Raw genomic sequence first — 21,920 nt, 5'->3', positions numbered from 1 at the left:
TGAAGCTCGTATTGGAGCGGCAGATGCAGACGGACATAGAACCCGAAACCAGTCCCTCGCTCACGGTTTCGGACGTGACACTGCGTTTCGGCGGGGTGGCGGCACTCGACGGGGTCGGCTTCACCGTGGCCCCCGGCGAGATCTGCGGCCTCATCGGCCCGAACGGGGCCGGCAAGACGTCTCTGTTCAACTGCGTCACCCGGATCTACCGCCCCGACTCGGGGCGGATCGCCTTCGGCGGCACCGACCTCTCCGGTGTCGGGGCGGGGGTGCGGCCGCACGACGTCGTACGGCTCGGCATCGCCCGGACCTTCCAGAACCTCGCGCTGTTCCCCTCGCTGACCGTCCTGCAGAACACGCTGGCCGGCGCCCACGCCCGTAATCGGGCCGGGTTCGCCGGGGCCCTCGTGGGGTGGCCGGGGACCAGGGCCACCCAGCGCCGCCTCGAAGGGGAGGCCATGGACATCCTCACCGAGCTGGACCTGCGCGACCTCGCGCACCGCCCGGCGCAGGGCCTGCCGTACGGCACGCTCAAGCGGGTCGAGCTCGCCCGCGCGCTCGCGGCCAAGCCCCGGCTGCTGCTCCTGGACGAGCCCGCCGGCGGCCTGACCCACGCGGAGGTCCGCGACCTGGGCGACCTGATCCTGCGGCTGCGCCGCGACCACGATCTCGGCGCGCTGCTCGTCGAGCACCACATGGGCCTGGTCATGAGCATCTCCGACCACGTCGTCGCGATGGAGTTCGGCCGCAAGATCGCCGACGGGACCCCGGAGCAGGTGCGCGCCGAGCCACGCGTCGTCGAGGCCTACCTCGGGAAGGCGTCATGACCCTGCCTACCGCGGAGACCCGGCCCACCGTCGAGACCCTGCTCACCGTGGAGGGCCTCGCGGCCGGTTACGGCCAGGCGCGCGTGCTGCACGGCGTCGACCTGGAGATCGGGAAGGGCGAGGCCGTCGTCGTGCTCGGCGCCAACGGCGCGGGCAAGACCACGACCATGCGGGCCCTCGCGGGGCTCCTGCCGTACACCGGGCGCGTCGGCTTCGAGGGCCAGGCCCTCGGCGGGCTCCGCCCCGACGCGATCGTCTCGCGCGGCGTCAGCCTCGTGCCGCAGGGCCGGGGGACGTTCTCCCACCTCACCGTGCTGGAGAACCTGCACGTCGGGGCCGCCATGCGCCGCGACAAGGACGGCATCCGCGAGGACGTCGAGCGCTGGTGCTCGGTCTTCCCCGTGCTCGCGGAACGTTCCCGCCAGGCGGCCGGGACGCTCTCGGGCGGCGAGCAGCAGATGCTGGCCGTCGCGAGAGCGCTGATGAGCCGCCCGCGCCTGCTGCTCTGCGACGAGCCGAGCCTCGGCCTCGCGCCCCGCGTGGTCGCCGGGCTCTTCGAGGTCCTCGCCCGCGTCAACCGTGAGGAGGGGGTCGCGCTGCTCATCGTCGAGCAGAACGCCGAGCTCGCCCTGAGCATCGCCCACCGGGTCTACCTGCTGGAAGTCGGACGGGTGGTGGCCTCGGGCACCGCCGACGACTTCCGCGGCGACGAGACCATCCGACGCGCCTATCTGGGCTACTGAGGAGCGCCGCCCGTGGACATCTTCCTCGAACGACTCTTCGACGGCCTCACCAACGGAGCCGTCTACGCCATCATGGCGCTGGCCCTGGTGGTCGTGTTCCGCAGCACGGGCACGATCAACTTCGCGCAGGGTGAGATGGCGCTGTTCACCACCTACATCGCGTGGTGGCTGACGACCATCGGAGTCCCGCTGTGGGCCGGCACGGTCGCCGCCGCCGGAGTGGGATTCCTGCTCGGAGCGGTCGTCGAGCGCACCCTGATCCGTCCTGTACGGCGGCGCAGCGACATGGCCACACTCATCGTCGCCCTCGGCCTGTTCACCGCGTTCAACGCGCTGGCCGGGCTGCTGTGGAACTCCGAGACCAAGCCGATGCCCAGCCTCTTCCCGAGCGGGCTCAAGGACTACCTCTCCGTGGGCGGCGCCCGGCTGTACATCGACGCGCTCGGCGTCTGGCTGGTCGTCATCGCCCTGATCGGCGCGGTGTTCCTGCTGTTCAACCGCACCCGGCTGGGGCTGCACATGCGCGCGGTGGCCGGCAACCCCGAGTCCGCGGCGCTCAGCGGCGTGCGGACCGGCCGGATCCTCATGCTGGGCTGGGGGCTCGCCGGGATCGTCGGCTCGCTCGCCGGCGTCCTCGTGACGCCGCTCTCCCCTCAGCAGCTCAGCCTCCAGACGATGTTCCCCATCCTGATCTACGCCTCGGCGGCCGCGCTGTTCGGCGGCCTGGACAGCCCCATGGGCGCGGTCGTCGGCGGCCTCGTCATCGGCGTGCTCGAAGCGCTGATCACCGGCTACGTCGAGTTCATCGGCGGCACGCTGCCGCAGACGGCGGCCCTGGTGGTCATCGTCCTCATCCTTCTCCTGCGGCCCACCGGGCTGTTCGGGACCCGTCAGATGGAGCGGCTGTGACCCTTCTGGACCAGCACGACGCCGTGGGGGCCCCGCCCGCGTCCCGCCGTCTTCCCATTGTGATCCGGGGCGGGTCCGGGGCGCATCGGGCGCTCCAGGTCGCCCTCGTGGTCGTCGTCGCCCTCGTCCTGTTCGCCGGGGCGTCAGCCGAGCCGTTCCGGGTCGGCCAGCTCACCAGCGTCCTGATCTTCGCGATCGCCATCAGCGGGCTCAACCTGGCGACCGGCTACACCGGGCTGCTGTCGATCGGCCACTCGGCGTTCTTCGGGCTCGGCGCGTACACCACGGGCGTCCTCGTCGTCTCCTACGGCGCGGCGCCGATGTCCACGATCCCGGTCGCCGTCCTGCTCTGCTTTGTGCTCGGGTTCGTCGTCGGGCTGCCCGCCCTGCGGATCCGCGGGCTCTACCTGGCGATGGTCACCCTCGCGGTCGGCGTCGCGTTCCCCGAGGTGGTCAAGCGGTTCGAGGACGCGACCGGGGGAGCGGCCGGTCTCGTCATCCGGTCCCGGCACCTCGCCCCGCCCGCCTGGACCGGCCTGACGGTCGGGCAGCGCGGCCTGTGGCTCTACTGGGTGAGCGCCGTCGCGCTACTCCTCGTGCTGCTGCTCATCCGCAATCTGACCCGGAGCCGCGCGGGCATCGCCATGATCGCGACCCGGGACAACGAGATCGCCGCCGCCGCGTCAGGCGTGCGGCTGGCGACCATGAAAACCGGTGTGTTCGGCCTCTCGGGGGCCGTCACCGGTCTCGCCGGAAGCCTGTTCGCCATGTACGTCGGCGCGCTGTCGCCCGACGGCTCGTTCACGCTGCTGAAGTCGATCGAGCTGATCACCGGGCTCTTCGTCGGGGGCGCGGCCACGCTGCTCGGCCCCGTCATCGGCGCGCTCGCCGTCGTCTACCTGCCCTATTTCACCTCCGACCTGGCGGCCGGGCACGTGTCCGGCGTCCTCTTCGGCGTCATCCTCATCGTCATCGTGTTCCTGATGCCGGAGGGGGTCGCCGGAGTGGCGGGCCGGGCCGTACGACGTCTCGTCCAGATAAGCCCCGCGACCGGGGACGGCCCCTCTGCGTCACGGGCCGAGCGGGCAACCCCACCCACCCGTGAATCCGAGGGAGATCCCAGATGAGAACCCGATACCTGACCGTGGTCGGCGTCTCCGCCGCCCTGCTCGCTGCAGGCTGTGGAAGTGGTGGCGGTGGCGAGGCGGCGTCGAACGACCCCGCCAAGCCCGCCGGATCGGCGGCCGCCGCCCAGGGCGTCACGCCGCTCGACGGCTGCGCCGACCCGGACGCCGCCAAGGCGAAGATCACCGGGACGCTCAAGGTCGGCTGGAGCGCTCCACTGTCCGGCCCGCTCGCCGGCGCCGTCGGCGCCGTCCTCGACGGCATGAAGGCCCGCTTCGCCGTGGCCAACGCGGCCGGCGGCATCGGCGGCGTCAAGCTGGAGGTCGTCGCGAGGGACGACGCCTTCAACCCGGAGAAGGCGAAGGCCAACGTCAGCGAGCTGATCCAGAAGGACGGCGTGCACGTCCTCGACACGTTCGGCTCCGGGCAGCTGAACGCGGTCGCCGACGACCAGAACGAGGCGTGCGTGCCGCTGCTGTTCGCCCAGGCGGCCGTGCCGGCCTACCGCGACGCGGCGACCTACCCGTGGACGACCGAGTACCTCGCGTCGGCCGAGGTCGAGATGGCCGTGGTCGTGGAGCAGCTCAAGAAGAAGTACCCGGACGGCGCGACCGTCGCGCTCGCGGTGAACCAGACGGAGTCGGGCCAGGGGTACGCCAACGGCTTCAAGAAGGCGATCGAGGGCACCAACATCAAGATCGTCAAGGAGGCTCCGCTCACCGACCCGAACGCCGCCGCGACGACGCTGAAGGCGAGCGGCGCGCAGGTCCTCGTGGACGCGGGCGTCACCACCGACTGCCTCGCCCTCAGCATGGCCGTCGGACGGGCCGGCTGGAAGCCCGACAGCTTCATCCAGCCCGGCAACTGCGTGGACGGAAAGACGCTGTTCGAGCCCGCCGGCGAGGCGGCCGACGGCCAGCAGATCATGGTCTGGCTCAAGGACCCGGGCAACTCCATCTACGCCGACGACGCCGCGGTCAAGCAGTACCTGAGCGACACGGCGGCCAACGGCGCGAAGGCCCCGGCCAACAACTACACGGTCAACGGCTGGGCCATCGGCGACCTCATGGTGGACGCCTTCACCAAGGCGAACTCGTCCTCCGACGGCCTGAGCCGCCTCGGCATCATGAACGCGGCCCGGACCCAGACCTACCACCCGCCGATGTTCATCGACGGCATCGACTTCACGATGTCGGGCGCCAAGTCGATGGGGATCATGGCGTTCCGTCCCTTCACCTGGTCGAGCTCGAAGAAGGTCTTCGTGCCCGCCGGTGACGTCATCGACATCTCGGGAGACTGAACCAACGATGAGAGGGCTGCACCCCGCTGAGCGGGTAGAGGAGTACGTCGCCAGGGGCTGGTGGACGCGGGAGACGCTGGACGATCTGTTCCGGGCGCGGGTGGCCGCGGCGCCGGACCGGCTCGCGATCGTCGACCCGGCCAACAAGCCAGACCTGGTGGGCGCCGACCCCCGGCGGCTCACCTGGAGCGAGCTCGACGACGAGGTGAACCGCCTCGCGTCGGTGCTGCGCGACCACGGGCTCCGGCCGGGCGACGTGCTGGCCGTACAGCTGCCGAACACGGTCGAGCTGGCCGCCGCCTACTTGGCCGGCTGGCGGCTCGGCCTGGTGATCTCCCCGCTGCCCGTGCAGTACCGGGCGCACGAGATCGGGGAGCTGGGCGCGCTCGCGGGATTCGCCGGCTTTCTCACCTTCACGGAAATGGGCGGGCGGCCGATGGCCGGGGAGGCGCGCGGGGCACTGCCCGGCCTGCGCGTCCTCCTCGCCCACGGCGACCCCGGGTTCGACGCCGAGCTGGCCGCGGCCCGCGGCCCGGTCGAGTCGCACGCCGCCGACCCGAACGACTGCGTGACCATCTGCTGGACGTCGGGCACCGAGAGCACACCCAAGGGCGTGCGGAGGACCCACTACGACTGGCTCGCGGCGAGCTGGGTGACTGTGGACGCGCCCCGGCTGACCGCCGGCGACGTGCTACTGAACCCGTTCCCCATGGTGAACATGGCGGGCATCAACGGCATGTTCCTCCCGTGGCTGCGGGTCGGCGGCGTGCTCGTCCAGCACCACCCGTTCGACCTGCCGACGTTCCTCCGGCAGATCGCGGAGGAACGCGCGACCTACACCGTCGCGCCGCCCGCGCTGCTCACCATGCTGCTGGCCAGGCCCGAGCTGCTGGCGGCGACCGACATCGGCTCACTGCGCCTCATCGGGTCGGGCTCGGCTCCGCTGGCCCCGTCGATGGTGAAGGGCTGGCAGGAGGACTACGGCATCGGGATCATCAACTTCTTCGGGTCGAACGAGGGCATCGCACTCATCACCGACCCGCACGACGTGCCCGATCCGGAGCAGCGGGCGCTGTTCTTCCCCCGGTACGGCGTGCCGGGCGTGAAGTGGTCGATCCGGTCGGCGGAGCAGATCTCCACCCGCCTGGTCGATCCCGACACCGGTGAGGAGGTGACCGAGCCCGGCCGCCCCGGCGAGCTGCGCATCAAGGGGCCGATGGTCTTCCCCGGCTATCTCAAGGGCGACCGGCTCCCGAGCCCGTTCGACGAGCAGGGCTACCTCAAGACCGGTGACGTCTTCGTCATCGACGGCGAGCGCGGGGAGTTCCTGCGCTACGTCGACCGGGTGAAGGACCTCATCATCCGGGGCGGCATGAACATCGCGCCCGCCGAGCTGGAGGGCCTGATCAGCGCCCACCCGGACGTCGCGGAGGTGGCCGTCCTCGGGTACCCGGACGAGGTGCTGGGAGAGAAGGTGTGCGCCGTGGTCGTCCCGAAGGAGGGGCGCACCGTCACGCTGGACGGGCTGCTCGCTCATCTGCGGGCGGCCAAGATCGCGTCCTACAAGCTGCCCGAACGGCTGGAGCTGCGCGAGGCGCTGCCCCGCAACCCGGTCGGCAAGATCCTCAAGCGCGACATCAGGAGAGAGCTCGCATGACGGACCAGAAGATCCGCGTCGCACAGGACATGATCGACGCCTGGAACGCGCTCGACTGGGAGCGCGTGATAAGCCTGTTCGCGCCCGACGGCGTCCTGCACAGCGTGATGCAGGAACCGCTCGCCGGGCGGGAGGCCATCCGGGAGCGGCTGGCCGTACTCGCCGAAGGGCTGGAGCGGCTCGATATCCGGGTCAAGGCCATGGGCGTCGTCGACGACCGCGTCTTCATGGAGCGGCTCGACGTCTTCGACGCGCGGGGCAGCCACGGCGAGGTCCCGGTCGTGGGAGTCCTCCGCATCGAGGACGGCCTGGTCGCCGAGTGGCTGGAGTACTACGACCGGGCAACCCTGCTCCGGGGCATGGGCCTGTCCGCCGACTTCGCCGAATGAGCGCACCCGACGCGTTCCCGGACAGCTGGGGCGGCCTCCTCAGGGCCGCCACCCGCCGCTTCGCCGACCGGACGGCGATGGTGGCCCACGGCGAGCGCCGGACCTACCGCGAGCTCGCCCGCAACGCCGCGCGGTTCGCCAACGCCCTTCGCGGCCTGGGCGTACGGCCCGGCGACCGGGTGGCACTCATGATGGAGGACCGCGTCGAGGCGCTGGAGGCCTACGTCGCCTGCGCCTTCGGTGGGTTCACCGCGGTGCACGTCAACGACCGGCTCAAGGCGGGCGAGGTCCAGGCCGTCCTGGAGGATGCCGGCGTCCGGGCTTTCGCCTGCACCTCGGGGCGGAGCGCCGTCGCGGGCCAGGTGGCCGGGCTCGGCGACCTGGCCGCGCTGGTCACCGTGGGCGGCGAGCCGCTCCCCGGCGGCCTGCGCTACGCGGACCTGCTCGCCGAGGCGTCCGACCGCGCCCCGGAGCCCGTCCCCGGGGACGGGCCGGCGATCATCGGTTACACCAGCGGCACGACGGGAACGCCGAAGGGCGTCGTGGTGGAGAACGCGACGCTCGCCAGGATCATCCGGCACATGCCGTACCACTACCGCCTCGCGCCGGGCAGCCGCTGCGCGTTCACCGGCACGTTCTCGTTCGTGGCCGCGCTCTGGGGCGTCGTACTGCCCCACCTCTACCTCGGCGGCACCCTGTCGTTCATGGCGGGGCTCGCGCCGGACGCGTGGGTGGACGCCATGGTCCGCGAGCGCTCCACCTTCACGTACGCCCCCAGCCCGCTCGTTCCCGCGTTCACGGAGGAGGTGCGGCGGAGGCCCGAGGTGCTCGGCAGCCTCGCCGGGATCCTGCACTCGGCGTCCGCGCTGCCGCCCGCCCAGGTCCGCGACCTGGTGGAGGTGGTCGGCCCGCGCTACATCGAGACGTGGGGGATGACCGAGACCGGCGCCCCCGTCACCGCGACGACGGCGGCCGACTGGGGCCCCGGCTGCCCGGCGGACGACATCTACGCGTCCGCCGGACGGCCGGTGCCGATCGCGAGCGTCCGGGTCGTCGGTGAGTCGGGGGAGTTCCTCCCGGCCGGGAGCACGGGGGAGCTGGTCGTCGAGTCGGACACGCTCTTCGCGGGCTACCACGGCAGGCCCGATCTGACGGCGGAGTCGTTCAGCGGCCCCTGGCTCCGGACCGGCGACGCCGGGCACGTCGACGAGGCCGGATACGTCTACATCACGGACCGGATCAAGGACATGATCATCACCGGCGGCATGAACGTCTACCCGGCCGAGGTCGAGAACGTGCTGGCCGGCATGCCGGGGGTCGCGCAGGCGGCCGTCTTCGGCCTGCCCGACGCCCGCTGGGGCGAGACCGTGGCCGCCGCCGTCGTCCCGGCCGGGGAGCGCGCTCCCGACGCCGAGGAGGTCGTCCGGTACGTCGGCGACCGGCTCGCCGGCTACAAACGGCCGACGCGAGTGTTCGTCGTGGACGCGCTGCCCCGCACCGCCAGCCTGAAGGTTCGCAAGCAGGAGCTCCGCGACCGATTTTCCCGGTAGGGAAAGTAGGCTTTTCCTTTTATCATGCGGCTATGGGAGCACTGCTCGACCTGGTCCAGCTACGGACTTTCGTCGCCATCGCCGACTGTGGAGGGTTCGGCCGCGCGGCGGCCGCGTTGCGGACGAGCCAGCCCACCGTGAGCCAGCACGTGCGCGGTCTGGAGCGGGTCGTCGGCCGGCCGCTGGTCGAGCGGGCGGGCCGGCTGACCAGGTTCACGCCGGCGGGTGAGACGCTGCTGGTGGAGGCCCGGCGACTACTCGCCATGCATGACGACGCGATGTCCCGCCTCGGGGCCGGCCGGCCGTTGACGCTGACCGTCGGAGCCATCGAGGACGCGGCGGGCCAGGTGCTGCCCGACCTGCTCGCCGCGCTGCTGTCCGCGTTGCCCGGATACGACGTCGTCTTCCGGCTGGACCGCAGCCCGATCCTCGCCGAGGAGACGACGCGCGGAACGCTCGACATGGCGCTGATCCTCGGCGCCATGGCCAACGTGGGCGGGACGGAGGTGGGCTCCCTGCCGCTGCGCTGGCTGGCGGCGCCCGGCTGGTTCCCGCCTCCTATGGGGGCGCAACTGCCGCTCGTCGCCTTCCAGGAGCCGTGCGGCCTCCGGCGCCAGGCCGTACGCGTCCTGGAAGGGCTCGGCTGGGCGGTGCGGATCACGACCGAGGCGGTCAACCTGGAAGGCGTCCTCGCCGCCGCGCGGGCGGGCCTCGGGGTCGCCCTGCTGCCGACGGCGTACGGCGTGCCCGACGGCCTGCGGGAGCTTCACGAGCTTCCGCCGCAGGGAGCCATGGGGCTGTGGCTCGTCGGCAGGCAGGGGCTGGATCCGGCGATCACGGCGAACTCCGGTGACATCCTGCGCAAGTTCTTCTCGTCAGTGATGATTCCCTCCGTGCCCGCACCGCCGACCGATAGGCGATTCGAATTGAAATTGATAGATAATTCGAATTGTTCCGCCGGGGTGGAAAGCGCATAACGGCATTGACCGGTGCGGCCGAATATGGTGTGATCGCCAAAGCGGGAATCGGGGATGATGTTCTCGCGCCATCCGCCCGTTTTTCGCCCGCCGTTCCGGCAGAGAAGGTTTCACCATGTCCTTGAGCGATGACGCAGCCACTCGAGTCGAGGACGAACCCGTCAGAAAGCGTGGTCGTCTGCGGTCGCGGCGCCGGAACATCGTGTTCTCCGCCCTGGCCGCGATCGTCGCCGTCGCCGTCGTCCTCGTGGTGTCCCTCGCGGGCCGGGACGACCACCGGCCGCCCGCGCGGGGCGCGGGCAAGGCCGGGCCGGTGGCCGGGGGGACCCTCAGGTACGCCATCGCCGGCACCCAGGTGTCGCTCGACCCGGCGGTGGCGGCCACCGCGGTCACCGGGCTCATCGACCGGAACATCTTCGACTCCCTGGTGGTGCAGACCGGCGCGGACAGCTTCGGCCCCTGGCTGGCCAAGCGGTGGGCGATCTCGCCGGACGGCAAGACCTACACCTTCACCCTCCGCGAAGGCGTGCGATTCCACGACGGCACTCCGCTTACGGCGCAGGCCGTCAAGGCGTCGCTCGACCATGTCGTCGATCCCGCGACCAAGTCGGCGTACGCGGCGTCGCTGATCGCTCCCTACGAGAAGTCGCGGGCGGTGAGCGACCTGGTCGTCGAGGTGACGCTCTCCCGGCCCTTCACCCCGTTCCTGCAGGCGCTGTCGGTTCCCTACCTGGGGATCCAGAGCCCGGCCGCGCTCGCCAAGCCGGTCGCGGAGTACGAACCCGTCGGGACCGGCCCGTTCTCCTACGTCTCGTGGGAGAAGGACAAGCGTGTCTCGTTGAAGAAGAATCCCGGATATTCCTCGCCGCCGGAGAACGCGTCCCACCAGGGGGCGTCGTATCTGGACGATCTGGTATTCGAATTCGTCTCCGAGGACGCCACCCGATACGGCGCGCTGACGAGTGGTCAGGTGCAGGCGATAGCGGGCGTCCCGCCGGTCGACGCCGAGCGGTTGAAATCCCTTCCCGGATTCACCTTGAACGCCCAGGAAACGCCTGGGCTCAATTACAACCTCTATTTCAACCAGACGCGCGGGCCGCTCCGGGACGTCAGGGTCCGCCGGGCGTTCTCGGCCGCCATCGACGTCGAAGGGCTCGTCAAGAACATCTATTTCGGCCACTTCAAGGCGGCGAGGAATCCGCTCAGCCCGACGACCGCCGCTTACGACGCCGGCGCCGAGAGCGCCCGCGCGGCCTACGACCCCGCGGAGGCGAAGAGGCTGCTGGACGAGGCGGGCTGGACGAAGACCGACGCGGACGGCTACCGCGTCAAGGACGGCAAGACCCTCACCCTGGTCTGGCCCTTCTGGGCGGAGGGCAACAAGGAGCAGCGCGACGTCCTGGCCGAGGGGATCCAGGCCCAGGCCAAGCTGGCCGGGATCAAGGTCGACCGGCCTACCGTGGACACGGGGACGTTCGTCAGCAAACACCTCATCGGCGGCGGGTACGACCTGATCGACGTCAGCTTCGCCAGGCCCACGCCCGACGTGCTCCGGTTCGCGTTCGCGTCCGGCAACACCTACGCCAAGGCGGGCGGCAACGTCGCGCTCGTCAGGTCGCCCCAGATCGATCACTGGGTCGAGGAGGCGGCGGAGACCTCCGACCCCGCGACGGCCGGCCGTGACTACTCCGCCGTCCAGACCGAGGTGCTCAAGCAGGCATACGTGCTTCCCCTCTACACTCCCGTGCAGCTCGTGGGCCTGTCCGGCAAGGTGCGCGGCGTCACCTTCGACGCGCAGACCTACCCGGTCTTCCACGGCGCGTGGCTGGGGGCCTGATCTCCGTGCCGCCGCTGGCGCGCTGGCTGTCCCGCAGGCTCGCGCTGACCCTGCTGGTGCTGTGGGGGGCGGCGACGCTGGCCTTCGTCGGCATGCGGCTGGTGCCGGGCGACCCCGCCCGCGTGATCGCGGGCGGGGTCCAGGCCCACGCCACGCCGGAGGTGCTCGACGCCATCCGCGAGCGGTACGGCCTGCGCGAGCCGATCGTCGTCCAGTACGCCGTCTTCCTCGGCAGGCTCGCCCGCGCCGACCTCGGCGAGTCCTACCAGCTCAACCAGTCCGTCGGCGGCGTGGTCCTGGAGCAGCTCGGAGCCACGGCCGCCCTGGCAGCGGGCGCCGCACTTCTCGGCTTCGCCCTGGCGCTGACCCTTGCCCTGCTCACCGCCGGACGGCCACGCGCCCGCGCGCTGTCCCGCGCGGTCGAGTTCTGCGCCATCTCGACGCCCAACTTCTGGATCGGCATCCTGCTGCTCACCGTCTTCTCCTTCCACCTCCGCTGGTTTCCGGTGCTGGGAGACGACGGCGTCGCCGCGCTCGTGCTGCCGTGGGTCGCCCTCGCGCTGCCGATCGCCGGCGTTCTGTCGCAGGTGACCAGGGAGGGGCTGGAACGCGCGCTCGACCAGCCGTTCGCTCTCACCGCCCGATCGCGAGGCGCCACGGAGAACCGCATCCGGCTGCGCCACGCGCTGCGCCACGCCGCGCTGCCCGTGCTCACCCTCTCGGGCTGGGCGCTCGGCGAACTCCTCGCCGGGGTCGTGGTGGTGGAGACGGTCTTCGCCCGGCAGGGCGTCGGCCAGGTGGTCGTCGCTGCGGTCAACGGGCGGGACTTCCCCGTGGTGACGGGCGTGGTGGTGCTGGCGGCACTGTGCTTCTCTTTGATCAACACGGGCCTCGACCTGCTCTATCGGGTCGTCGACCCACGGATGCGGCAGGCCGCGCTGTGACCGTTCCCCAGACAGCCGCCACGGCCACGCCGTACGACGACGGCGTCCGCGCCGCCGCGGCCCGGTCCCGGACGTCGCGCCGGCGCGTCCCGCGGCCCGTGCCGCTCCTCGCCGCCGCGTTCTTCGTCCTGGTCTTCGTGGCCGCGGCCTTCCCCGGCCTGTTCGCCAGTCTGTTCGCCGGTCTCTTCAATCAGGGGCCGAACGTGGTCGATCCGGCGGCCGCGCTGCGCGGCCCCAGCCAAGGACACCCCTTCGGCACCGACCAGCTGGGGCGCGACGTGTTCGCCAGGGTCGTCTACGGGGCGCGCCCCTCGTTGCTCGTCGGGCTGGGCTCGACGTTGCTGGCGGGTGCGGCCGGTTCCGTGTGGGGGCTGCTGGCGGCACTGGGCGGACGGGTCGCCGGCGAGGCCGCCATGCGGGTGGCCGACGTCTTCCTGGCGTTCCCCAGCATCCTGATGGCCCTCCTCGTGGTCGCCGTCCTCGGACCGGGCACCGGACACGCCGTCGTGGCGATCACCATCTCCCTCGCGCCGGGCTTCGCCCGCATCGTCCGGGTCCAGGCCCTGGTCGTGCGGGGCTCGCCATACGTGCGGGCCGCGACCAACCTCGGGCTGCCGCCCTGGCGGATCCTCTGCCGCCACATCGTGCCCAACGTGCTCGCGCCCCTGCTGATCCTGGCGACGCTGAACGTCGGCACCGCCATCATCGCGGGAGCGTCCCTCAGCTTCCTCGGGCTCGGCCCGCAGCCCCCCGATCCGGAGTGGGGGTCGATGCTGGCGCAGGCCCGCGACTACCTTGACGCGAGCTGGACCCTCGCGGTCTTCCCCGGCGCGGCCATCACCCTCACCGTCATGTCCGTGTCCGTCATCGGACGCGAGCTGCAGGCCCGTTATGAAGGGCGGGAGTCCCGATGACCGGTGCCGCGCCGGCCGAGCCGCTGCTCGCCGTGGAGAGACTCTCGGTCGACTTCACCACGCGGCAGGGCGTCGTGCGTGCCGTACGCGATGTCAGCCTGTCCCTCCGCGCGGGGGAGTGTCTCGCCGTGGTGGGGGAATCGGGCTCGGGCAAGAGCGTGACGGCGCGGGCGCTGCTGGGGCTGGCCGGGAGGACCGCGGATGTGCGCGCCGAGATCCTTTCGTTCGAGGGACGCGACCTTCGCCGGCTCAGCCCCGGGCAGTGGCGGAAGCTGCGCGGCCGTCGCGCCGGCTACGTCCTCCAGGACGCGCTGACCTCGCTGGACCCGCTGCGCAGGGTCGGGGACGAGGTCGCCGAGCCACTCGAGGTCCACGGCCTGGCGAGCCGGGACACCCTGGACGAGCAGGTCATCGAGCTGCTCGCGGAGGCCGGTGTGCCCGATGCGGACGTGCGCTACCTGCAGTATCCGCACGAGCTGTCCGGCGGGCTGCGGCAGCGGGCGCTGATCGCCTCGGCCATCGCCGCACGGCCGTCGCTGCTGGTCGCCGACGAGCCGACCACCGCTCTCGACGTCACCGTGCAGGCCCAGGTCCTCGACCTCCTGAAGGGCATGAAGGACGCCGGTACGGCGGTGCTGCTGATCAGCCATGACCTGGCGGTCGTGGCCCGGCTGGCCGATCACATCGCCATCCTCTACGGGGGCATGGTGGTGGAGCGGGGGCCGGCGGCGGCCTTGCTGGCGGCTCCCGCGCATCCCTACGCGGTGGACCTGCTGGCCGCCGTGCCGAGCCTGGACGGTCCGGTGACGGAGCCGCCGGCGCTCCGGTCGGCGCCTCCGGCGGAGACGGGGTGTCCCTACGCCCCCCGCTGCTCCCTGGCGGACGACCGCTGCGCGGCTGAGCTCCCGACGCCCGTGCCGTACGGGCCGGACCGCATGGTCCGCTGCTGGCGCCCCGTCACGGACGAGACCGGACGACGGCCGCGGCCCGCGCCGCCGGCTCAGCCGGCCCCCGCGCGCGGCCGGGCGGTGGTCACCGTTCGCGGTGTCACGAAGCGGTTCCGGTCGCCGGACGCATCCTGGCGCACCGCCGTCGACGACGTGTCGTTCGACCTGATGGCGGGGGAGGCGCTCGGACTCGTCGGCGAGTCGGGCTCGGGCAAGAGCACCACCGCCAGGATCGTGCTGGCGGAGTTCGAGCCCGACGCCGGATCGGTGCTCCTGGACGGGCAGGCGTGGAGCGGCCTGCGTGAACGGGATCGCCGCGCCCGGCGTTCCCGCGTGCAGCTCATCGACCAGGACCCGCTGAGCTCCTTCGACCCCCGCTTCACCGTCGAACGCGTCATCGCGGAGGCGCTGCCCGGCCGGTCACGGGGGGATGCGGCGCGCCGCGGCGGGCGCGATCGCGTCGTGGAGCTGCTCGGCGAGGTGGGGCTCGACGCGGGTCTGCTCGGCCGGCGGCCGGGCCAGCTCTCGGGCGGGCAACGGCAGCGGGTCGCCATCGCGCGGGCACTCGCCCCGAATCCCGAGGTGATCGTCTGCGATGAGCCGGTCTCCGCCCTGGACGTCACCGTCCAGGCCCAGATTCTCGCCCTGCTCGCCCGGCTACGGCGCGAGGTCGGGGTCTCACTGCTGTTCATCTCCCACGACCTGGGGGTCGTCCGCCAGGTGTGCGACCGGGTGGCCGTCATGAAGGACGGAGCGGTCGTCGAGATCGGGGAGATCGACACGGTGTTCCGGTCGCCGCGCGCCGCGTACACCCGCGCACTGCTCGCCGCCGTCCCGCGGATCGACGCGGGCCCGGCGGCGGGGAAACTCGCATCCGCCATGGACCTGAAGGGCCCGACATGACCTCAACCACCCCTGACCCCGGCCACGATCACCATGATCGGCATGGCCCCGGCGGAACCGGGACGCCGCGGGCCGTCGTCGTGACGGGCGCCGCCTCGGGAATCGGCCGCGCCGCGGTCGAGCTGTTCGCCGGACGGAAAGTCGGCGTCGTCGCCGTTGACCAGGACGAACGGGCGCTGAAGGAGCTCTCCCGGCTCGACCACGTGGTGACCCTGACCGGCGACGTGTCGGTGGAGGCCACCAACCACGCCGCCGTGGCGCTGGCCGTCGAGCGGTTCGGGAGGCTCGACGCCGTGGTCCTGAACGCCGGGATCGGGGGGACGCGCCCCTTCGAGACGCCCGGCGCGATCGAGGCCGCCGACCGCATTCTCGCGGTCAACCTCCGCGGCCCGATCCTGGGCATCCGCGCCGCGGCCCCCGTCCTGCGCGCCGGAGGCGGCGGGGCCATCGTGGTGACCGCGTCGGTCGCCGGGCTGCGTGCCGACCCCGGCAACTGGGCGTACAACGCGTCCAAGGGCGCCGTGATCAATCTGGTCCGTGCCGCGGCCATCGACTACGCCGTGCAGGGGATCCGGGTCAACGCCCTCGCCCCGGGGCTGACCTGGACCCGGATCAACGCCGGAGTGCGGCAGGACCCGATCCTCACGGCGGAGATCGAGCGGCGCGTCCCGCTCCAGCGGTTCGCCGAACCGCGTGAGCAGGCCGAGGCCATATGGTTCCTGGCCTCACCCGCCGCCTCCTACATCACGGGGACGACGCTCGTCGTCGACGGCGGTCTCGACGCCAGCCTCGGCATTCTGCCCCTGCCGGGAACACCCCGGTGACTAAGTCAGACACTTCCCAGCCCGATTCGAACAGAAAGGATCTGCCCATGAGCACGACCGAGACCAACCGTGAGGTGGCCAGGCGCTTCTACGAGGAGGCCGTCACCCAGGGACGCCTGGAAGTCCTCGACGAGATCATCGCCGATGACGCCACGGACGGCGCGGGACCGGCCGGAGGAGCCGGTGGCCGGGACGGTTTCGTCCAGCACATCACATGGCTGCGCTCGGCGGTCGAGGGCGTGACCGCCACGGTGACGGACACCGTCGCCGAAGGGGACCGGGTCGTCGTGTACTGGACGATCGAGGGAGTGCAGCGCGGCAACGTGTTCGGCTCCGCCGAGCGGACGGCGTTTCACCGGTCAGAGCATCAGCACGATCAGGTTCCGCGACGGCCGGATCGTCGAGTATGAGGTCCTCCCCGACCGGCTGGGCATCCTGGAGCAGCTCACGCTGTGACGGGTCCGCCCGGGGGGAGGAGCAGGCCGGTGTTGGCGCTCAGCCCGCCGTCCACGGGAAGGGTCACTCCGGTGATGTAGGAGGCGGCGGGCGAGGCCAGGAACCATATGGCCTCGGCCTGCTCCCGGGGACGCGCCCAGCGGCGCATCGGGATCCGCCGCGTCAGCTCGGCCGCGAACTCCGGGTCCTCCCGGTGTACGGCGGTGCGCGGGGTGTCGGTGAGCCCGGGCGCCACAGCGTTGATCCGGATGCCCTGTGCCGCGTAGTCGATCGACGTGCCTCTGACGAGGTTGACCACGCCCGCCTTGGTCGCGTTGTACGCCCAGACTCCCGGATCGCCGCCAAGCCCGGAGATCGAGGCGGTCAGCACGATCGCGCCGCCGCCTCCCGCGCGCAGGGCCGGCGCGGCGGCCCGGATGCCCAGCACCGGGCCGCGCAGATTGACCGAGACCATCCGGTCGAATCGCTCGACCGCGTCCGGCGCCTCCAACGGAGGCGTCGCACCGATCCCGGCGTTGAGCACCACGGCGTCCAGCCGTCCGAACCGGTCGAGCGCCAGCTCGACGGCCACGACGTTGGCGGACTCCTCCGCCACGTCGCCGACGAGCGGCACGACGCCGTGGGACGCCTCCAGCTCGCCGAGTGCGGCTCCGGAGAGGTCCACGGCCACGACGTCGTACCCACGCTCGGCGAACAGCTCCGCGCTCGCGCGCCCGATGCCGGCTCCCGCGCCGGTCACGATCGCCGACGGCCGGGCGGTCACACGTCCGGCCCGTCGATGTCGATCAGCGCGTCGATCCAGGAGCGGATCGCCTGGGCGGTGGTGTCGGAGCTTTCCTCCAGGGTGCTGAAGTGGTCGCCCGGGATGTCCACGGCCTCGTGCGCCACCGGCCAGTACGCCCGCCAGTCCACGTCCGAGTCGACTGTGGTGCCCCGCAGGGGCACGGCCGCTCGGAGCAGCAGGATCGGGGTCCGCACCGGTTTGGGCTGCCATCCGACGAAGAGACGGTTGTAGGTGCCCATGGTCGTCAGCCTGTTGTCGTGCAGCGTCATGTCGAACCGGTCGATCCGCTCCAGCATCCCGCCGATCATGGCGGCCAGCCACCAGTCCATGCCCTCCCGCGTGGCGGCGTCGATGGGGTAGCTGTCGATCAGCGCGAGCCCGGCGGGGAACAGGCCCTCGTCCTCCAGCGCCACGGTGACCGCGTGCGCCACGCAGCCGCCCATCGAACGCCCGACGATCACGAACGGCTCGTCGCCGACGCTGCGGCGCAGCCCTTCCACGTTCATCTGGATCAGCGTCTCCAGTGAGTCCGGCAGCGATTCGTCGGCCCCGTCGGTGAACCCCGGAGAGGGCACCACGTACACGTTCCGCTCGTCTCGGAAGGTCTGCCCGAACCGGGAGTACTCGTGCGGCCCGGAGATCGCGCTGAGCGCGGGAAAACAGACCAGCGAGACCCGGCCTGGCCCGGTGGCCAGGCGGATCGGGTCCAGCGCGTGCCGGTCCCGCTCCGGCGCGCCGAACTGGCCCCGGATGTGGGAGGCCGCCAGCAGCAGCTGCGCCGCCTCCACGTGCTTGCCCGCCTCGTGCATTCCGCGGTGGATCGCGGCCAGCCCGCCGGTGGCCTGCTTCGCGCCGGTACGGCCCGGCAGCCCGCCCGGTGCCGATGCCGTCTCGCCGAGCTCACCCGCCAGGAAACCGGCGATGGCTTCCGGGGTGGGGTGGTCGAAGGTGAGGGTGGCGGGGAGGCGGAGGCCGGTGGCGGTGTTGAGGCCGTTGCGCAGCTCGACGGCGGTGAGGGAGTCGAGGCCGAGCTCGATGAGCGCCCGGTCGGTGGGGATGGCCTCGGGGTCGGGATGGCTCAGCACGGTCCCAACCTCGGTGCGCACCAGGTCCAGGAGGAGCCGCGTGCGTTCGGGTTGGTCCAGTCCGGCCAGCCGGTCGGTGACCGAGGACACTCCGCCGGTGCTCGTGCGGACCGCGCGCCGGGAGGACCGGATGAGCCCGCGGAGGAGCGGTGGTGGCGTCGACTCCATGACGGTGCCGAGAAGCGTCGGGACGAGAAGCGCACTCGGGTGGCGACGGAAGACCGTGGTGTCGAAGAGGGCGAGTGCGGCGGCGGTGGTGAGGGGGCGTAGGCCGGTCCGCGCGATGCGGGCCTGGTCGGCGGCGGTGAGGCGGGTGGTGATTCCGGTGGTCTGGTCCCAGAGTCCCCAGGCGAGGGTGGTGGCGGGTTGGTCGTTGCCGGCGCGGTGGGTGGCGAGGGCGTCGAGGTAGGTGTTGGCGGCGGCGTAGTTGGCTTGTCCGGCTCCGCCGAGGAGTCCGGAGATGGAGGAGAAGAGGACGAAGGCGGCGAGGTCGTGGCCGGCGGTGAGGTGGTGGAGGTTCCACGCGCCGTCGACTTTGGGGGCGAGGACGGTGTGAAGCCGCTCGGCGGTGAGGTTGCCGATGAGGGCGTCGTCGGTGGTTCCGGCGGTGTGGACGACGGCGGTGAGGGGGTGGTCCGCGGGGATGGCGGCGAGGGTTTCGGCGAGGGCGTCCTGGTCGGTGACGTCGCAGGTGGCGATGGTGATGTCGGCGCCGAGCGCGGTGAGTTCGCTGTGGAGTTCCCGCGCGCCGGGTGCGTCGGGGCCCTTCCGGCTGGTGAGGAGGAGGCGGCGGATGCCATGGGTGGTGACGAGGTGGCGGGCGAGGGTGCTGCCCAGGCCACCGGTGCCGCCGGTGATCAGCACGGTCCCCTCCGGATCCCAGGGGAGGGGATCCGGTTCGGGTTCGGGCGCGCGGGCCAGGCGGGGGACCTGAGCCAGCCCTTCGCGCAGGGCGAGCTGGGATTCGTCGGCGGCGAGAGCCGCGGGGACGGCCGCCGGCAGCGCGCCGACGGATCGAGGATCGTCGTCAAGGTCGGCGAGCAGGATGCGGCCGGGCTGTTCGGACTGCGCCGATCGTACGAGGCCCCAGACGGGGGCGGTGGTGAGGTCGAGGGTGTCGTCCTTCTTGGCGGCGACGGCGTGGCGGGTCAGGACGAGGAGTCGTGTGGTGGCCCATCGGTCGTCGGCCGGCCATTGCCGAAGGGCGGCCAGGACCTGCTCGGTGTTGTGGTGCGCGCCGCGTACGGGGTCGGTCTGGCCGGCGACCGGGAGGACTACCAGGGCGGGCAGGGGCTCTCCGGCTTCGACGGCGGCCGTGAGGGCGGCCAGGTCGGCGAACAGGGACGCCGTGACTCCCGCATCGCGGAGCTCCTCGTAGAGCGAGCTTTCTCCCAGCACAGCCCAGGCCTCCCGTACGGCAGGAGCCGTAGCCAGCGGAGGCCACTCGACATGGAACAGCGCGTTGGGCCGGGCCGGAGTGGTGGTGCGCAACTGATCGGCGGAGACGAGCCGGGCGACGAGCGAGTCGATCGAGACCACCGGCGCGCCGGTGGCGTCCGCGGCCTGCAGCGTCAGTGAACCGGAATCGGCCATCACCACCCGGACCCGGAGCGCCGTCGCGCCCGATGCGTGCAGTCGAACGCCGTTCCAGGCGAACGGCAGGCGGTTCTGCCCCTCCGGCACGTCGGCCAGACCGCGCAACGCGGGGAGGTGCACGGCCGCGTCGAGCAGCGCGGGATGCACCCCGAAGGCGGCCGCGTCGCTTTGGCCGCCCTCCGGGAGGACGACGTCGGCGAAGAGTTCGTCACCGCGTTGCCAGGCGGCGCGCAGCCCCTGGAACGCCGGGCCGTACCGCAACCCCGCCTCGGCCAGGTCCGGATAGACCGTTTCCACCTCCACCGGGGTCGCATCCCTCGGTGGCCACACCGCGAAGTCGAAGCCGGGCTCCGCGTCGCTGTTCGCCAGTACGGCGGTGGCGTGCCGGGTCCACTCCGTGGTGGCGTCGTGGGGACGGGAGTAGATGTCGACGGTGTGCCGATCGGTGTTCACGATGACCTGGAGGTGAACGCCGTCGCGGCCGGGCAGGACGAGGGGGGCGTGGACGATGAGTTCGTCGATGGTCGTGTGGCCGGTCTGGTCGGCGGCGTGGATGGCCAGGTCGATGAAGGCTGTGCCGGGGACGATGACGGTGCCGAAGACGGCGTGGTCGGCGAGCCAGGGGTGGGTGGCGAGGGAGAGCTCGCCGGTGAGGACGGTGCCGTCCCCGTCGGCGAGGGTCACGGCGGCGCCCAGCAGCGGATGGTCCGCCGGGCTCAGGCCCAGCCCTGACGCGTCACTGGGTCCGGCGGGGGGTGGCTCGACCCACAGTCGTTCGTGCTGGAACGCGTAGGTGGGCAGGTCCACTGTGGTGGGGTCGCTGTCGGCGTAGACGGCCGCCCAGTCGACGGGGGTGCCTCGGGTGTAAAGGTGGGCGGCGGCGGTGAGCGTGGTGGCGACTTCGGGCCGGTCACGGCGCACGGTGGGGACGGCGGCCACACCGGGGTCGTCGCCGAGGGTCTCCCGGACCAGGGCGGTCAGCACGCCGTCCGGGCCGAGTTCGGCGAAGGAGGTGATGCCCTGGGCGTGGGCGGTGCGGATCACGTCGTGGAAGCGGACGGCGTTGCGCAGGTGGCGGGCCCAGTAGGCGGGGGAGGCGAGCTCGTCGGGGGTGGCCACCTGGCCGGTGAGGTCGGAGATGACGAGGATCCGCGGAGGGCGGAAGGTCAGGGCGGCAAGGGTGTCCTCGAACTCGGCGAGGATGGGGTCCATGTGGTGGGAGTGGAAGGCATGGCTGACGGTGAGGTCGCGGGTCTTGCGGCCCTGGACGCGGAAGGCCTCGGCCACAGCGTGGACGGCGGGGGCGTCGCCGGAGACGACCACTGAGGTGGGGGTGTTGAGGGCGGCGATGGTCACGCCGCCGATGAGAGCGGCGGTGACCTCGTCCTCGGTGGCCTGGATGGCGGCCATGGCCCCGCCGCCGGGCAGGCTCTGCATCAGGCGGCCGCGGGCGGCCACCAGGGCGGTGGCGTCGGCGGCGTCGAGAACGCCGGCGATGTGGGCGGCGGCCAGGGCGCCGATGGAGTGGCCGGCCACGGCGGCGGGGGTGATGCCCCACGATTCGAGCAGCCGGGCCAGGGCGACCTCGACGGCGAACAGACCGGCCTGGGTGTAAACCGTCTGGTTGAGCAGTCCAGGCTCGGCCTCGCCGAAGACGACGTCTTTGAGGGGGGCCGGGACATGGCCGGCCAGGTGGCGGTCCAGGTGCTCGATGAGGGTGTCGAAGGTGGCGGCGAAGACGGGGAAGGTGTCGTAGAGCTGTCGTCCCATTCCGGTCCGCTGGCTGCCTTGACCGGTGAACAGGAACGCCACTCCGGGGTCCCCGCCGACCGTGCCGGTCACTGTGCTCGGGAGGGCGCTGCCCGCGGCCAGGGCCCGCAGGCCCTCGGTGAGGTCGGCGCGGGTTGGGCCGATGACAACGGCGCGGTGGTCGAAGGCGGTGCGGGTGGTGGCCAGCGAGTGGGCCACGTCGGTGGCGTCGAGGTCGGGGTGGCGGTCGAGGTGAGCCAGCAGGCGGTCGGCCTGGGCGCGCAGGGCGGCGGGGGTGCGGCCGGAGATCGTCCAGGGGATGGCGGGCAGAGCCCGTCCCGGCTCCCGCTCGGGCCCGGCGTCGGCGGGGACGTCGGCGGGGACGTCGGCGGGGACGGGGTCGG

General features: G+C 72.1%; 16 protein-coding genes and 1 pseudogene. 15 read left to right on the top strand and 2 right to left on the bottom strand.

What is annotated here, in order from left to right; translation table 11 throughout:
* Positions 1-74 precede the first annotated feature (74 nt).
* The 15 genes and pseudogenes from N5079_RS34405 to N5079_RS35720 all read left to right on the top strand — a co-directional run bounded on the left by N5079_RS34405 (position 75) and on the right by N5079_RS35720 (position 16,302).
* Positions 75-827: an ABC transporter ATP-binding protein gene (locus N5079_RS34405; RefSeq protein ID WP_261588409.1), complete on the top strand. Its 753-nt coding sequence runs from the start codon at positions 75-77 to the stop codon at positions 825-827.
* Complete coding sequence (locus tag N5079_RS34400) at positions 824-1,570, top strand: ABC transporter ATP-binding protein (protein ID WP_261588408.1); 747 nt, start codon at positions 824-826, stop codon at positions 1,568-1,570. The genes N5079_RS34405 and N5079_RS34400 overlap by 4 nt, the downstream gene beginning before the upstream one ends.
* Positions 1,571-1,582: 12 nt before the next feature.
* The gene (locus tag N5079_RS34395) at positions 1,583-2,479 is read left to right on the top strand and encodes a branched-chain amino acid ABC transporter permease (RefSeq protein ID WP_261588407.1); all 897 of its coding nucleotides are present in this window, start codon (positions 1,583-1,585) and stop codon (positions 2,477-2,479) included.
* On the top strand, positions 2,476-3,606 hold the full coding sequence (locus tag N5079_RS34390; RefSeq protein WP_261588406.1) for a branched-chain amino acid ABC transporter permease: 1,131 nt from the start codon (positions 2,476-2,478) through the stop codon (positions 3,604-3,606). The genes N5079_RS34395 and N5079_RS34390 overlap by 4 nt, the downstream gene beginning before the upstream one ends.
* On the top strand, positions 3,603-4,904 hold the full coding sequence (locus tag N5079_RS34385; protein ID WP_261588405.1) for an ABC transporter substrate-binding protein: 1,302 nt from the start codon (positions 3,603-3,605) through the stop codon (positions 4,902-4,904). Before N5079_RS34390 ends, N5079_RS34385 begins: the two co-directional genes overlap by 4 nt.
* Positions 4,905-4,911: 7 nt before the next feature.
* Complete coding sequence (locus N5079_RS34380; RefSeq protein ID WP_261588404.1) at positions 4,912-6,561, top strand: class I adenylate-forming enzyme family protein; 1,650 nt, start codon at positions 4,912-4,914, stop codon at positions 6,559-6,561.
* Positions 6,558-6,950, top strand: coding sequence for a nuclear transport factor 2 family protein (locus tag N5079_RS34375; RefSeq protein ID WP_261588403.1), 393 nt, complete (start codon positions 6,558-6,560; stop codon positions 6,948-6,950). The genes N5079_RS34380 and N5079_RS34375 overlap by 4 nt, the downstream gene beginning before the upstream one ends.
* Positions 6,947-8,500 (top strand): class I adenylate-forming enzyme family protein, encoded by a 1,554-nt coding sequence (locus N5079_RS34370; RefSeq protein ID WP_261588402.1) that lies wholly within the window; start codon positions 6,947-6,949, stop codon positions 8,498-8,500. The genes N5079_RS34375 and N5079_RS34370 overlap by 4 nt, the downstream gene beginning before the upstream one ends.
* Positions 8,501-8,532: 32 nt before the next feature.
* Positions 8,533-9,477, top strand: coding sequence for a LysR family transcriptional regulator (locus N5079_RS34365; RefSeq protein WP_261588401.1), 945 nt, complete (start codon positions 8,533-8,535; stop codon positions 9,475-9,477).
* Between the two features lie 115 nt (positions 9,478-9,592).
* Entirely contained in the window at positions 9,593-11,314 is a 1,722-nt protein-coding gene (locus N5079_RS34360; RefSeq protein WP_261588400.1) for an ABC transporter substrate-binding protein, read from the top strand.
* Complete coding sequence (locus tag N5079_RS34355; protein WP_261588399.1) at positions 11,299-12,258, top strand: ABC transporter permease; 960 nt, start codon at positions 11,299-11,301, stop codon at positions 12,256-12,258. The genes N5079_RS34360 and N5079_RS34355 overlap by 16 nt, the downstream gene beginning before the upstream one ends.
* Entirely contained in the window at positions 12,255-13,172 is a 918-nt protein-coding gene (locus N5079_RS34350) for an ABC transporter permease (RefSeq protein ID WP_261588398.1), read from the top strand. The genes N5079_RS34355 and N5079_RS34350 overlap by 4 nt, the downstream gene beginning before the upstream one ends.
* A complete protein-coding gene (locus N5079_RS34345) occupies positions 13,169-15,022 on the top strand; it encodes a dipeptide ABC transporter ATP-binding protein (protein ID WP_261588397.1) in 1,854 nt (617 codons plus the stop codon). The genes N5079_RS34350 and N5079_RS34345 overlap by 4 nt, the downstream gene beginning before the upstream one ends.
* Positions 15,019-15,846, top strand: coding sequence for an SDR family NAD(P)-dependent oxidoreductase (locus N5079_RS34340; RefSeq protein ID WP_261588396.1), 828 nt, complete (start codon positions 15,019-15,021; stop codon positions 15,844-15,846). Before N5079_RS34345 ends, N5079_RS34340 begins: the two co-directional genes overlap by 4 nt.
* Positions 15,735-16,302, top strand: a pseudogene (locus tag N5079_RS35720) (ester cyclase). The gene N5079_RS34340 and the pseudogene N5079_RS35720 overlap by 112 nt, the downstream one beginning before the upstream one ends.
* On the opposite strand, the gene N5079_RS34330 reads toward N5079_RS35720, so the two are convergent.
* Complete coding sequence (locus tag N5079_RS34330; RefSeq protein WP_261588394.1) at positions 16,292-17,065, bottom strand: SDR family NAD(P)-dependent oxidoreductase; 774 nt, start codon at positions 17,063-17,065, stop codon at positions 16,292-16,294. The pseudogene N5079_RS35720 and the gene N5079_RS34330 overlap by 11 nt on opposite strands.
* Positions 17,062-21,920 (bottom strand): type I polyketide synthase (locus N5079_RS34325; protein WP_261588393.1); only part of this gene is annotated, 4,859 nt, incomplete at its 5' end. The genes N5079_RS34325 and N5079_RS34330, both read right to left, overlap by 4 nt.

This window comes from Planotetraspora sp. A-T 1434, assembly GCF_025420585.1.
GTDB lineage: Bacteria > Actinomycetota > Actinomycetes > Streptosporangiales > Streptosporangiaceae > JAOEGB01.
The sequence above is the reverse complement of the archived record's forward strand: the minus strand, read 5'-3'. Positions and strand labels throughout refer to the sequence as shown.